Annotated in this window: 9 protein-coding genes and 1 pseudogene; 6 read left to right on the top strand and 4 right to left on the bottom strand. The window is 69.8% G+C overall.

Translation table 11 applies throughout. The features are described 5' to 3' along the window. Positions 1–8: 8 nt before the first annotated feature. Positions 9–689, bottom strand: a pseudogene (locus ACOKGD_RS02405) (hypothetical protein); the annotation flags it as partial. Between the two features lie 55 nt (positions 690–744). Beyond that, a complete protein-coding gene (gene hpaD / locus ACOKGD_RS02400; protein ID WP_342337034.1) occupies positions 745–1,740 on the bottom strand; it encodes a 3,4-dihydroxyphenylacetate 2,3-dioxygenase in 996 nt (331 codons plus the stop codon). A gap of 129 nt (positions 1,741–1,869) precedes the next feature. Between hpaD and ACOKGD_RS02395 the strand changes: the two genes are divergently transcribed. Together ACOKGD_RS02395 and ACOKGD_RS02390 are read left to right on the top strand one after the other, a co-directional pair. Further along, positions 1,870–2,781, top strand: coding sequence for a LysR family transcriptional regulator (locus tag ACOKGD_RS02395; protein ID WP_342337036.1), 912 nt, complete (start codon positions 1,870–1,872; stop codon positions 2,779–2,781). Positions 2,782–3,614: 833 nt separating this feature from the next. Continuing rightward, positions 3,615–4,292 (top strand): GntR family transcriptional regulator, encoded by a 678-nt coding sequence (locus tag ACOKGD_RS02390; RefSeq protein WP_342337038.1) that lies wholly within the window; start codon positions 3,615–3,617, stop codon positions 4,290–4,292. 28 nt (positions 4,293–4,320) lie between these two features. Here ACOKGD_RS02390 and ACOKGD_RS02385 read toward each other — a convergent pair whose 3' ends face one another. Together ACOKGD_RS02385 and ACOKGD_RS02380 are read right to left on the bottom strand one after the other, a co-directional pair. After that, positions 4,321–7,110, bottom strand: coding sequence for a family 78 glycoside hydrolase catalytic domain (locus ACOKGD_RS02385; RefSeq protein ID WP_342337040.1), 2,790 nt, complete (start codon positions 7,108–7,110; stop codon positions 4,321–4,323). Continuing rightward, a complete protein-coding gene (locus ACOKGD_RS02380) occupies positions 7,107–7,751 on the bottom strand; it encodes a TetR/AcrR family transcriptional regulator (protein WP_342337042.1) in 645 nt (214 codons plus the stop codon). The genes ACOKGD_RS02385 and ACOKGD_RS02380 overlap by 4 nt, the downstream gene beginning before the upstream one ends. A 344-nt stretch (positions 7,752–8,095) precedes the next feature. Here ACOKGD_RS02380 and ACOKGD_RS02375 point away from each other — a divergent pair, with 344 nt between their 5' ends. The 4 genes from ACOKGD_RS02375 to ACOKGD_RS02360 all read left to right on the top strand — a co-directional run bounded on the left by ACOKGD_RS02375 (position 8,096) and on the right by ACOKGD_RS02360 (position 13,346). After that, positions 8,096–9,583, top strand: coding sequence for an ABC transporter substrate-binding protein (locus ACOKGD_RS02375; RefSeq protein WP_342337043.1), 1,488 nt, complete (start codon positions 8,096–8,098; stop codon positions 9,581–9,583). A gap of 93 nt (positions 9,584–9,676) precedes the next feature. Then, complete coding sequence (locus tag ACOKGD_RS02370) at positions 9,677–10,624, top strand: ABC transporter permease (protein ID WP_342337044.1); 948 nt, start codon at positions 9,677–9,679, stop codon at positions 10,622–10,624. After that, on the top strand, positions 10,621–12,462 hold the full coding sequence (locus tag ACOKGD_RS02365; protein ID WP_342337045.1) for a dipeptide/oligopeptide/nickel ABC transporter permease/ATP-binding protein: 1,842 nt from the start codon (positions 10,621–10,623) through the stop codon (positions 12,460–12,462). The genes ACOKGD_RS02370 and ACOKGD_RS02365 overlap by 4 nt, the downstream gene beginning before the upstream one ends. Beyond that, positions 12,459–13,346: an ATP-binding cassette domain-containing protein gene (locus ACOKGD_RS02360; RefSeq protein ID WP_421355077.1), complete on the top strand. Its 888-nt coding sequence runs from the start codon at positions 12,459–12,461 to the stop codon at positions 13,344–13,346. Before ACOKGD_RS02365 ends, ACOKGD_RS02360 begins: the two co-directional genes overlap by 4 nt. Positions 13,347–13,370 lie beyond the last annotated feature (24 nt).

The following is a 13,370-nucleotide window of genomic DNA, read 5'->3' as shown; positions in this document are numbered from 1 at the left end:
CATCGCCCTCACCGCTCCTCGTACCGACTGCGCCACGCGGTGTTCATGGGGAAGAGCCCTTCGAGCCGTTCCCCCTCGGCAACACGAAGCGCGATCCACTCGTCTTCCTCCTCCTGGGCGATCGTCGCGGTCGCCACCTCCTCGGCGAGCTCGGGCGGAATCACGATGACGCCGTCGCGATCGCCGACGATGATGTCGCCTGGCTGCACGGCGGCGCCCGCGCAACCGACGGTGACGTCGTGCTCCCAGGGCACGTGACGGCGACCGATCACCGCGGGGTGCGCACCGGCGGAGAACACCGGTATGCCGACCTCGGCCACGGCGGCGTAGTCACGGACGCTTCCATCTGTCACGATGCCCGCCGCCCCGCCACTCCGGGCGCGGATGGCGAGGATGTCGCCGAAGGTCGCGGCGGAGACCTCGCCGCGCGCCTCGATGACGATCACCTCGTCGTGGGACACCGCGTCGAACAGCCGCTTCTGGGCGTTGTAGCCACCGCCGTGGCGCTCGAACAGATCCTTGCGGAACGGCACCAGGCGCAGCGTCCTGGCGACGCCGACGAGCTTGGCTGCCGGATGCATGGGGCGCAACCCGTCCAGCACCGCCTGGTCGAAGCCTCGCTTGCGCAGCTGCGCCGACATGCCCGCGACGGGCGCCTTCTCCAACAACGCGCGAACGTGCGGATCCAGCCGCACGGGCTCGTAGCCGGCGGCCCCGTTGCCGGTGGTCTCGTGTGCGGTCACGTCAGTGCACACCCAGGTAGGCCTCGAGCGTCTGCGGGTTCGCCTTCAGCAGCGGCTCGTTCAGCGGCTCGCCCGGGAACTCGCTCGCCTCGAAGAACCAGCGGTTCGACGCCGGCATGCCCCAGAGCTGCGCACGGCGCGGGTCGCTGACGTCCCACCGGATCGGCTGCTCCTCGAGGTCGATGAACTGGTAGTGCGTGGTGAACAGCTCGATGCGATGCTGGTCCGGATCGCGCAGGTAGAGGAACAGCGCGTTGCTGATCCCGTGGCGCCCGGGGCCGCGGTCGATCTCCTGACCGAAGCCCCGCGCTCCGGCGACATCGGCGGCGTGCAGCAGCGCGAGCCCGTCCGGCACCGTGTAGGCGAAGTGGTGCAGGCGCGGTCCGCGGCCGTTCGTGAACACCAGGTCGTGGGTGTTGCCTTTGACCTCCAGCCATGTGCCCCAGAGCTCGTCGGTGCCGTCCTTCGCCGTGTACTCAGACATGCGCATGCCGAGGCCCGCCCAGAAGTCCGTGGCGGCCTGCACGTCATAGGTGACGGCCTGGAAGTGGTCGAGGCGCTGCGGCGCTCCGGCGACGAACTCGTCGAACTGCTGCATCTTGCGCGGGACCTGCTCCATGGAGGCCGTGAGCTCCAGGTGCGTGCCGACCGCGTCGCGGAACTGCAAGGTAGATCCCTGATGGTCCTTCTCGACGCGCTGGTGCTCGATGCCGGCCGCGGCGAAGTAGCGCTCCGCCTTGAGGATGTCCTCGTCGCTGCGCACGCGCAGGCCGATGCGGAGGGCCTTCGCTTCGGCCGCGCGCTCGAGCACGAGGCTGTGGTGCGCGGACTCCTCGAGTCCGCGCAGGTAGATCGCGTCGTCGTTCTCCTCCGTGACGACCAGGCCGATTGTGTCCCGATAGAAGTCGCGGCTGCGCTCGAGATCGGTGACAGCGAGCGCCACGTGGCTCGCGCGCGTGATGGCGAATGGCGGGGCGGGGTTGGTGGTCGGAAGCATCGGCGGCGCCTTTCGATCGAGGTTGTCCGCCCTCAGCTTCCGCCCGTTCCGCGCCCGGGGGAACTACCGAGTTCGCGCGAACTGCCATAGATCCTGTCTATGGCGAATCGGTCGCGATAGGATCCAATCGTGGAACTTCGGCAGCTTCGCTACTTCGCAGCCGCCGTCGAGGCAGGCTCTCTGACAGCGGCCGCTACACGCTTGCACCTCTCCCAGCCGTCGCTAAGCGCGGCCATCCAGAGGCTCGAGACCGAGCTCGGCGTGCCGTTGCTCGTGCGCACGCCTCGCGGAATCGAGCCCACCAGCGCTGGCCGGTACCTGCTGACCACGTCGTCCCGGATCCTGGGCGACCTCGACGACGTCGCCGCAGCGTTCCGGCGCTTCGGTTCCGGGACGTCCGGCTCGCTCACGCTGGCCGCCGTGCCGGTGCTGATGTGGCGCCGAATCCCCCGCCTGCTAAGCGAGCATGCAGCCGACGCGCCCGACGTCGAGATCCGACTGATCGACCCGCCGCCGTGGACCGCGATCGATCTGCTGCAGGACCGCAAGGCCGACCTCGCGGCGATCAACGTCGCCGATGCCGAGGACTTCGTTCGGCGGCACCACGACGCCTTCGAGATCGTCGACTGGGGTGAGATCCCGCTCGTCGCCGCGCTGCCACCCTCTTGCCGCGACGCCCCCGATCCGCTCCCGCTGCGGGCGTTCGATGGCCGGACCGTGGTGCTGCCGCAACGTACCACGGCGGTTCCCAGCCTCCCCGAGGCGATCGAGCAGGCCTTCCGCACGCACGACATCGCGCCGGCCACCATGCGCATCACTGAGACGATCCAGACGAGTGTGCCGCTCATCGAGGCCGGCCTGGCCTGGGGGATCCTTCCGGATCCTGACTTCGAAAGCCTTACCCGGTTCGAGCTCGTGGTGCGCCGACTGTACCCGGCGCCAGCCCCGCTGAGTGCCCTGGTGCTGACCCGACAGGGGGCCGCCGCGGATCCCGCGCTGGCCCGTCTGCTGCGCCGGATCAGCGGGGCGGACGGACCATGAGTCGCCGGCCCCTGCCGCCACGTGGGCGCGGCGCCGGTCCGGCTTGAACGGCGGCGCCCGGACCGTGGCCTTAACAGCCATCTGCCGCATGCCTGGGGGCCCACATCGACAAGCGGACCGGGCTCGAACAGCGCGCGGTGAGCGGCCACCACGTATCGGTGTCCCATCGAGGCGGACGAGCGTGCGAACGCATCACCGGCCTCGGCCTCCGCGGCGAGCGCGTCGAGCCCGGTGAACTCGTGTCCCAGTTGCACGCGCCGACCCCGACTGAGGAACTCCGCCGCACCGGGGCCGGCGGTGCGTGCTTGCTGAGCGGCGACCAGTCGCCGAGGTAGCAGGTCTCGAGGTGAGCGGTGACCTCCTCCTGCCACCTCGTGTACTCGAGCGGTAGGAACATCGCCCCGAAGCGGACGACCGTCGATGTCGAGGCGCCGGCGTCCTGCGCCGCGGCGGCGGGGCTGAACAGCGGCGGTCGCTGCGCGATGAGCGGGGCTTCGGGATCGCGGCGGATCGTCTCATACGTGTCGCGGTGCCCGACCCCGGCGTGCGCGGTGGTCATGTTCTCCCCTGAGTCGACCGCTGGTGACGGTAGTACGAGCACGCCGTCCACGTCCAGGGATTGCGCGCGAAATCGCATGTGATTCGGTAGCAATTGTCGCCAGCGGTTGTCCGCTCGAGCCCACCGGGCCCCAACCGCGATCGGGTCGCGCCCGATGCTTCGCGGATCCGACGCGAAATCCGGCTAGATTTGTCAGCAGGGCCGCGCGGAGCCCCGGCGGCGAAGCCGGAGGCCGCGGCCCGGGATGCTCGGACGAGCAGGGAGGGACAGCGTCGTGGCCGTCAGCAGAGCACAGCAGGCGTACGAGATCCTCAAGCAGCGAATCATGGAGGGCACGTATGCGCCGGGCCATCGGCTCGTGATCGACCAGCTCACCCGGGAGTTCGGGATCACGTCGGTGCCGTGGCGGGAGTCCCTGCGACGCCTGGAGGCCGAGGGCTGGGTCGAGATCGTCCCGAACGTCGGGGCCCTCGTGAAGACGTTCGACACCGATGCCTGGCAGCGCACGATGCGGCTGCTCGCGCGCTTGGAGGGGCTGGCGACGTCGCTGTCCGCCGAGAACCTCACGGAGGACGACATCACGGAGGCGCGCGCTCTCAACAGGCAGATGCGGGAGGCGCTGGGCGACTTCGACACCGTGCGCTTCGGCACGCTGAACCGCCGCTTCCACGAGCTGCTGTGCTCGCGCTGCGACGACGAGCGGCTGCACGACCTCGTAAAGACCGAGTGGGCGCGGCTCGAGCTGATCCGCCGATCCGCGTTCTGGTATGCCCCAGGGCGCGCGCTCGCGTCCCTCGCTGAGCACGACGCGATCCTCGACCTGATCGAGGGCCACGCAGACGCGGAGATGATCGAGACTTCCGCGCGCCGGCACGAGGTCAACACTCTGCTCGCCGTCACCGAACACGACGCCCAGCTCCACCGAGAGGCCGCCGCCGCGGGCGGCGCCTGAGCACTACGCCCAGACGCCACCCGAAGAGTCAAGTCGAGGCGTCGTCGAGCGCGGTCGCGACAGCGTCGAGCGTGTCACGGTCGGCGAAGATCAGCGCGTCCCGGATGCGACGCCCCGGCGTGAAGAGCGCGTTGGCCTGGACCGACTTCGCAAGGAACCTGTTTGGGTTCTCGCGCAGCTTCGAGAAGAAGGCGGCATAGGCGTTCTCGTCGTCGGCGAGGGCCGCCATCGATGAGTCCAATGTCACCGCCTCGCGGGGAAGCAGCAAGAGATCCGGAACTACCCACTCGTGTTCGCCGGCGGTGACGTCGAACGTGCGGCCGTCCGGCAGCCGGACCTCCGCCGTCGTGTTCGCCGGGACGGTCGCGCGGACACGGAGGACGCCGCCCTCGCGATTCCATCCGGCGGCGGCCCGCCCGTAGGGCGTGTCGTGTTCGGCGCGCGCGTGATCCACGCGGCGCAGCGGCAGTGGCGCGATGCGCAGGCGACGGTATCCGGGCTCGGCGGGTGACAGCCCGGCGACGGTCTCGTGCAGCCACTGCGCCACGGAGCCGAACACGACGTGGTTGAAGGAGATCATCGCTCCAGGGTTGAGCGACCCGTCTTCGCGCAGTCCGTCCCAGCGCTCCCACACGGTTGTCGCTCCAACTGTGACGGGGAACAGCCAGGACGGCGCTTCGGTCTGGAACAGGAGCCGTTCCGCGGCGTCCGCGTGCCCGTTCTCGGACAGCGCGCGCAGGATGATCGGGGTTCCCACCAGTCCCGTCGCGATGTGGTAGCCGTCGCGGCGCACCACGTCGGCGAGCCGGTCAGCCACGCGCTGGCGCAGGAGCGGGTCGTCCACGAGATCGAACGCGAGGGTGAGCGCGTACGCCGTCTGGGTGTCGCACATGATGCGACCTCGCGGGGTGACGAACGCGTCGAGATAGGCACGTCGCGTCGCCTCCGCCGCGGTCGCGAAGCGTGCGGCGTCGGCGTCCTCGCCCAGGTCCCGCGCTATGCGCTCGACCAGTCGCGCGGTGTGCACGAGATACGCGGAGGCGACGATCTCCGTGTCGGTCCGTGCGCGGGCCGGCGCGTTCGGCGGTGCGTTCGGATCGAGCCAGTCGCCCAGCTGCCGCCCGGTGGTCCACAGCCCGTCGGGGTCGCGGGCGGCGAGCATGAGCTCGAGGTAGTCGCGCATCGCGGGGTAGAACTCGCTCAGCAGGGCCCGGTCTCCCGCGCTGTCGGCGAGGACGCGCGGGATGATCGCGATCGCGTCGCCCCATGCGGCGACCGGGTTGCGATCCGCGATGTCCGGCAGGACGTCGGGGGCGAAGAGAGGCACGACCCCGCCGGCTCGGCGCTGCTCCAGCACGAGATCCCGCAGCCAGGACAGGAAGAACGCCTCGCAGTCGTAGAGGAACGCCGCGGTCGGTGCGAAGAGCTGATTGTCCCCCGTCCAGCCGAAGCGCTCGTCGCGCTGAGGGCAGTCCTGCGGCACCGCGAGGTAGTTGCCGCGCATCGTCCAGACGACGTTCTCGTGCAGGCGATCCAGGCGTGAATCCGAGGAGGAGAACCAGCCCGAACGGCGCATGTCGGTCCCCAGAACGACCGCCTCGACATCCGCCGGGTCGAACTCTCCGGGCCATCCGTCGAGTTGCGCATAGCGGAAGCCATGGAACGTGAAGCGCGGCTCCCATTCCTCCGGCTCACCCGCGCCGGCCAGCACGTACTCGTCGGTCGCCTTCGCCAGGCGCAGCGGCCGGAGGGCGAGCTCGCCGTCGGCCAGGACCTCCGCATGGCGCAGCACGATCCGCGTGCCCCGCTCCCCCTCCACACGGATGCGCAGACGCCCCACGAGGTTCTGCCCGAAGTCCAGGACCGGCGCCCCCGAGGACGATCGGAGCACCTCCTTCACGGGCATCGTCGCCGTGCGCCGCACCGGCGGGGCCATGCGGGCCTCGGGCACCGGCGGATCGTCGTCGGTCACGACCGCGTCCGTCCAGGCGGTGGCGTCGAAGCCCGGCGCGTCCCAGCCCTGCAGGGCCCCCCGCGCGTCGACGCTCTCGCCGTGATAGATCCCGCTCGACGTCGTGACGGGGTCAGGCACGGCCTGCCAGCCCTCGCCCGTCGCGATCACGGTGTGCGTGCCGTCGACGAAGTCGATGCGGAGCTGGCCGAGAAGGCGCGGCTGGTCGCCGTAGAACCGCTTCGGCCGCGTGAGCAGGTGGTACTCCTCGGTGTACCAACCCCCGGCGAGGTGCGCGGCGAGCACGTTCTCGCCCTCGCGCAGCAGCGCCGTGACGTCAGCCGTCTCGTGGACGAGGCGCAGCTGGTAGCTCGTCCACCCCGGGCTCAGCACGCCGTCGTCGGCGGGGAGGCCGTTCACGGCCCAGTCGGCGACCCCGAGAGCGCTGCTGTACAGCAGCGCCCGACGCACCGGTCGATCGAGACGGAACGCCGTGCGCATCAGAGCAGGACGGGCGGGCGCGGACGGGTCCGCGAGCCCGATCGGAAGGGCGGACCAGGTGTCCGCGAATCCCGCCGCGACGGTGAGCGGCCTGCTCCATTCCGTCTCCACCCCGCTCTCGGAGGTCACACGGACCCGGACCGTGCGCACCTCGCCGGCCCGCAGCGGTCGGAAGGGCCACGGCACGAGCACGCTGTCGCGTCCCTCGACGCGCACGTGCTCGCCCTCGCACTCGACCTCCGCTCCCGCCTGCAGCCAGCCCGACTCGTCCGCGTCGACGCGCCAGGACAGCCGCGGCGCAGGGGTCGCGACCCAGGGCGCGTCATCGCGCAGCTCGGCCCGCAGGCCCGTCGCCACCGCGGTCACAGCGGCTTCCTCAGCAGACCGTTGAAATACGCGCGCAGCTCGCCGGCGACGTCTACGGACTCGGGGTCGTACAGCCACTGCAGCTGCAGCCCGTCCCAGAGGGCCAGGCCCCGCCGCGCCGCGCGACGCGGCTCGACGCCGGGGTTGAGCCGCCCTTCCCGTTCGAGCATCTCGAACGTGCCGACCAGTCTCTCGACCACATCGCGGCTGCGACCGGCGAAGTACGCGCGTGAATGCCCCTCCTGCAGGACGCCGTCCAGCGCGGTCCCGAGGTACAGCCGCACGATCGCGGGAACGGTCGCGTTGTACGCCGCCAGGTTGACGAGCGTCGCCAGGGTCTCCCCGGCATCGCGCCGATCGAGGGCGAAGCGGGTGCGGGAGAGCTCGTCACGATGACGCAGCACGGCCAGGTGCAGGTCCTGCTTCGCGGGGAAATGGTGGAAGATGCTCGCCTCCCCGACACCTGCCCGCGCCGCGATCTCCCGCATCGAGCCGGAGCGGTAGCCGCGCTCGGCGAAGACGTCGAACGCGGCTTCGACGATCGCGTGCCGGGTCCGCTCGGATCTCGCATAGGAGCCGCGCGGGCGCGCCGGGGCGGTGTTCGGGTGTTCATGCGGCTTCTTCGCCACGAGGTTGACCATGACGGAATAGTGCCACGAAAATCGAGTGAGCGATCGAAAATGCGGGAAGGATCACGCGCGATCTGCGGCAACTCCCGCGCCGGTCCTCGGTTCGCCGACATCACCGCGATGCGCCCGTTCTCGCTGTTCGCGGGGCCTCTCAGCGCGACACGCACCGCGCGGCTTGCAGGCGGGGTGTTGCGTTTCCCCCTTTCCCACATATGATTTCGCACGTGATACGTCCCGCGCAGCGGAGCGCGGGCCTCTGAGGCCATGTCACCCGACGCAAGGAGGCGTCCGAAGTGGGAAGCACAGCAAGAAACACAGGAACAGCACGGCGGGTATGGAAGGCTGCGATCCCCGTCGTGGCTCTCGTCCTGGCCTTGACGGGGTGCAGCGGCGGCTCGGCATCCGATGACACCGCGGCCGCGACGGACCCTAACGCCACTCTCCGCGTCAACTGGGGAATCTTCCCGGAGACGTGGGCCCCGGGTTCGCAGTCGATGGAACCCGGCTACATGCGCGTCCCCTACGAGACGCTCGTGCTCCGCGAAGCGGACGGCACGATCCTGCCGAACCTCGCCACGGAGTGGGAGTTCGGCGAGGGCGCGACCTCGCTCACCCTTCAGCTGCGCGACGATGTCCTCTTCCACGACGGCACGCCGTTCGACGCGGAAGCCGTCAAGACGAACCTCGAGTACGTCCGCGACGTCGTCGGCGGTCAATTCGGCGGCCCGCTCGGTGCCGTGACCGACGTCGTCGTGGACGACGACTACACGGTGACCTTCCAGTTCGCCCGTCCCTGGTCGACGTTCCTCGACCTGCTGAGCCAGCGCAATCTGCCGATCGGCAGCCCCGCAGCGATCGAGGACGGCTCGATCGAGACAGTCCCTGTCGGGACCGGGCCGTGGGCGTACGACGAGGCGAGCTCGGTTCCCGGCACGCGGATCGGATTCACGAAGTTCGACGACTACTGGGGCGAGTTCCCCCCGTTCGCGAATATCCAGCTCTACGCGATCCCGGACGACACGGCCGCCAGCGCCGCCGTCATCGGCGGCGAGATCGACGTGACCGACACTGAGGACGAGGAGCTGCCCCGCCTCGAGGCCGATCCCTCGGTCGAGTACTTCGAGTACAACGCGATCCGCAACAACGTCGTCTTCTTCGACCGTGGTGAGGGCGGTGTCTTCGAGGACCCGACCGTGAGGCAGGCGCTCTGCTACGCGATGGGTCCGCAGGTCGAGGCCGACCTCCGGGGCGGCGAGCCGCAGAGCCAGCACTTCGTGGAAGGCGAACCCGGACACAACCCGGACATCACGGGCTACGGCGCCGACGCCGACCTGGACAAGGCCCTCGAGCTCTGGGACGAGGCGGGCAACCCGACGATCGAGGCGGTCTTCCCCGCTGCGCCTTTCAACAAGGGGCAGATCGAGGTCATGGCCGAGCAGATGAACGAGCTGCCCGGCGTGAACATCACCGTCCAGGAGCTCGCTCCCCCGCAGTTCATCTCGACGTGGAACAGCGGGCAGTACCCGCTCGGCCTCGGCAACCACGCGCAGATCACGCCGGCCGATTGGTACGGCGCGTGGTTCAGCGAGACCGCCGGCGGCAACCCCGCCAAGGTCGCGAGCGACGAGTTGAAGGAGCTCGCCACGGCCGCGCAGCAGGGCGGCGGCGAAGAGGCGTGGGCGGCGGTGACGAAACAGATCGCCGATGAGGCGCTCACGTGCAGCCACATGGTCGGCTTCGAGCTGATCGCCTACAACACCACCACGGTCGCGAACGTGGAGCCGGCGACGCAGGGCTGGGAGCAGAACCTGATCGACTACCGGACCATCGCGCCCGCGTCCTGACCGCCGGCCCCAGGCCGGAATCCATCCGCACACCGAACCACCACCCGGGAGGGCCACGATGACACCGCGAGCGACGAGGCGGGGAGCCGAGAGATGTTGAAACTGATCGGCTCCCGCCTCGCCCTCGCGGTGCCGCAGCTGCTCATCGTGTCGCTGCTGGTCTTCCTGCTGGTGTACCTGATCCCCGGCAGCGCGGCGGCGATGGTCCTCGGCGACGCCGCCGCCACCCCGGAGGAGATCGCACGCGTCGAGCAGCAGCTCGGGCTCGACCAGCCGTTCTTCGTCCGGTTCGGCCAGTGGGTGGCGGGCGCCGTGCACGGAGACCTCGGCGACTCGCTCGCCACCGGGCGACCAGTGGGCGAGCTGATCGCGGCGCGGCTCCCCGCGACACTGTCCCTCGTCGTAGGCGGCCTCGTGGTGGCCATCGTCCTCGGCATCGGACTCGGCGTGCTCGCGGGCGTCTACGCGCGCCGTCCCGTCGACCGTGTCGTCACGACTTTCTCCTCGCTGCTGCAGTCCATGCCGGAGTTCTGGATCGGCCTCATCCTGGTCCTGGTATTCGTCATCCAGCTGCGCATCGCACCTGTCGTGGCGTGGACTCCGCCAGGGGACGACGTGGGGCGCTGGTTGCAGGGACTGATCCTGCCCTCGCTCGCGCTGGGCGCAGGCGCCTCGGCGCTGATCGCCCGGCAGACCAGGACCGCGGTGGCCGACGCGCTGTCGTCGAAGTATGCCGACACGCTCGTCGCCGCCGGCACGCCGCGGTGGCGCATCATCTGGGTCTACGCCCTCAAGAACGCCATGGTCCCCGTGCTCGCCGCCGCGGGACTGGCCGTGGGCATCCTCTTCGGCACAAGCCTCGTCATGGAGCGCGTGTTTGCGTTCCCCGGGCTCGGGACCATGCTGCTAGCCAGCGTCATCGGGAAGGACTTCCCCGTCGTGCAGGGCGCCGTCATGGTGATCTGCGTGCTCGTCATCGTCGTCAATCTCGTGGTCGACATCGGCTACGGGATCATCAACCCGAAGGCCCGACCGCAATGACCCACCAGCCCAGCACCGTCGCCGTCCGCAGCATCGAGTCGCGCAAGACGAAGGGAGCCGGAGCCCCCACGGGATGGCGACTCCTCGTCCGGAGGATCCGCCGGCAACCCCTCACGCTCATCGCCGTGAGCTGGCTGCTCCTCGTCGTGCTCGGCGCCATCTTCGCCGACGTGATCGCCCCCTACGACCCCCTGCAGAACGACTTCCGCCCCGACGCCGTGCTCACGGGCCCCACCGCGGAACACTGGCTGGGCACGGACGAAAACGGCCGTGACGTCCTCAGCCGGATCATCTACGGCGCGCGGATCGCGCTGGCCGTCGGCTTCGGCTCCGTCGTCGTCGCCATGCTCATCGGCGTGCCCCTCGGACTCCTGCTCGGCTACCGCGGCGGCTGGTGGGACCGCCTCGGCACCCGCTTCGTCGACATCATCGACGCACTCCCCGGCATGCTGGTCGCGTTCGCGATCATCGCGATCCTCGGTCGCGGACTGACCTCGATCATGCTCGCGATCGGGCTCATCTTCTGCATGAACTTCGCCCGCATGGCCAGGGCGATCACGCTCGCCGAGGGCCAGAAGCCTTACATCGAGGCGGCCAAGGTCAGCGGCCTGCGGGAGGTGGCGATCCTGTTCCGCCAGATCCTGCCCAATCTCGCCGGTCCGCTCATCGTGCAAGGGGCGATCCTCACCGGCACCGCGATCGTCATCGAGTCGGCGCTGAGCTTCCTCGGCATCGGCCTGGAGTCCTCCGTCCCCTCCTGGGGCGGCCTGCTCGGCATCGCCGCCGCGAAGCAGGCTCTCCAGCCGTTCCTGGCCTTCCCTCCGGGACTCGTGATCATCCTCACGGTGCTGTCGTTCAACCTGCTCGGCGACGGCATCAGCGAAGCCCTGCAGGGCGACAAGCGCACCAAGGTGAAGCTGACCCAGGCCGACCGGGCGCAGCGATCGGCCGCCGCCCTGTCCGCCGCCCCCGCCGACCCCGACAACATCCTCGAGATCCGGGATGTCACGGTCGAGTTCCAGCGCCAGCACGAGGACCCGCTCCCGCTGGTGAAGGACGCCAGTCTCACGGTGCGGCGCGGCGAGATCGTCGGGCTGCTCGGCGAATCCGGGTCCGGCAAGTCGACCCTCGCCCGCGCTGTGCTAGGCCTGCTCCCGCCAGGCCTCACCGTCGCGTCGGGCGCCATCCTCCTCGACGGGCAGGACATCGCCGAGAGCCCGGAGAAGAAGCTGCGGGTGCTGCGTGGCAGCCAACTCGCCGCGGTGTTCCAGGATCCGATGGCCGCGCTCTCGCCCGTGCACACCATCGGCAAGCAGCTCTCGGAGCCGCTACGTGCGCACTTCAAGCTCAGCCGGGCGGAGGCGAGGAAGCGCGCTGCTGAGCTTCTCGACCGCGTCGGGGTCAAGAACGCCGCGGACCGCCTCGGAGACTATCCCCACCAGTTCTCCGGAGGCATGGCTCAGCGCGTCGCCATAGCGATCGCCCTGGCCGCCAACCCGCAGCTGGTCATCGCGGACGAGGCGACGAGCGCCCTCGACGTTACGACTCAGGCGCAGGTGCTCGACCTGCTGCTGGACCTGCGCGATGAGTTCGGCATGGCGATCCTGCTGATCACGCACGACCTGGGGGTCGTGGCCGAGGCGTGCGACCGTGCCGCGATCATGTACAAGGGCGAGATCGTCGAGGTGACCCGCGACGCGGCGTCATTGTTCGATGCTCCCCAGGATCCGTACACCGTACGACTGCTGGCCGCCCGGGAACGCCGTCCGCGCGAGGCAAACGCCGCCGTCTCGGACGAGCACATCGTGACCATCGACGAGGAAGCTGCAGTGAAATGACCCCGCACGACGCCCCACGCCCGCACGCTGAACCGCTGCTGAAGGTGCGTGACCTGTCAATCTCGTACGACACCGGCAGGATCCTCGGCAAGCGCAAGGCCCCCGTGGTGCGCGACGTCACATTCGACATCTACCCCGGCGAGACGTTCGGCCTGGTGGGAGAGTCCGGGTCGGGCAAGTCGACCACCGGCCGCGCCATCCTGCGGCTGCTGAAGCCGATATCCGGCACCATCGAGTTCGCGGGACGCGATGTGACCGCGTTCGGGCGACGCACTCCCCTCTCGTACCGCCGGGACGTGCAGGCCGTGTTCCAGGATCCGTCGATGTCGCTGAACCCGCGCCAGCCGGTCTCGACGGCCGTGACAGAGACGCTCAAGCGCCACGGCGTCGGCGACCGCGCAGAGCGCGAACGACGGGCCCGCCAACTGTTCGAGCACGTGGGGTTGCTTCCCGGGCATCTCGACCGGTACCCGACAGAGTTGTCCGGGGGTCAGCAGCAGCGCGTCGCGATCGCCCGGGCGCTCTCCTTGTCGCCGCGGCTCGTGGTGTGCGATGAGGCTCTCAGCGCGCTCGACCTGTCGACGCAGGGTCAGATCATCAACCTGCTGGCAGACCTGCAGGCGGAGACCGGTGTGAGCTATCTCTTCATCGGCCACAACCTCGAGGTGGTCAAGCACATCTCCGACCGGGTCGCGGTCATGCGCCTGGGCCGGATCGTGGAGCTCGCCCCCGCCGCCGAGCTGTTCGATCACCCCGGGCACCCGTACACGCGCAAGCTTCTCGGGGCGACTCCCGCGGCCCACCCCGAGGGCCGCGAACTGCGACGTGCCGCTCGTGCAGCCTTCGCGCGCGCCCAGGAGGCCGGCGTCGTCCCGGCGGTGTAGGCCCGAATCCAGACGAAAGCGGGG

The organism is Microbacterium phosphatis (genome assembly GCF_049177115.1).
GTDB classification, from domain to species: Bacteria; Actinomycetota; Actinomycetes; order Actinomycetales; family Microbacteriaceae; genus Microbacterium; species Microbacterium phosphatis.
The sequence above is the reverse complement of the archived record's forward strand: the minus strand, read 5'-3'. Positions and strand labels throughout refer to the sequence as shown.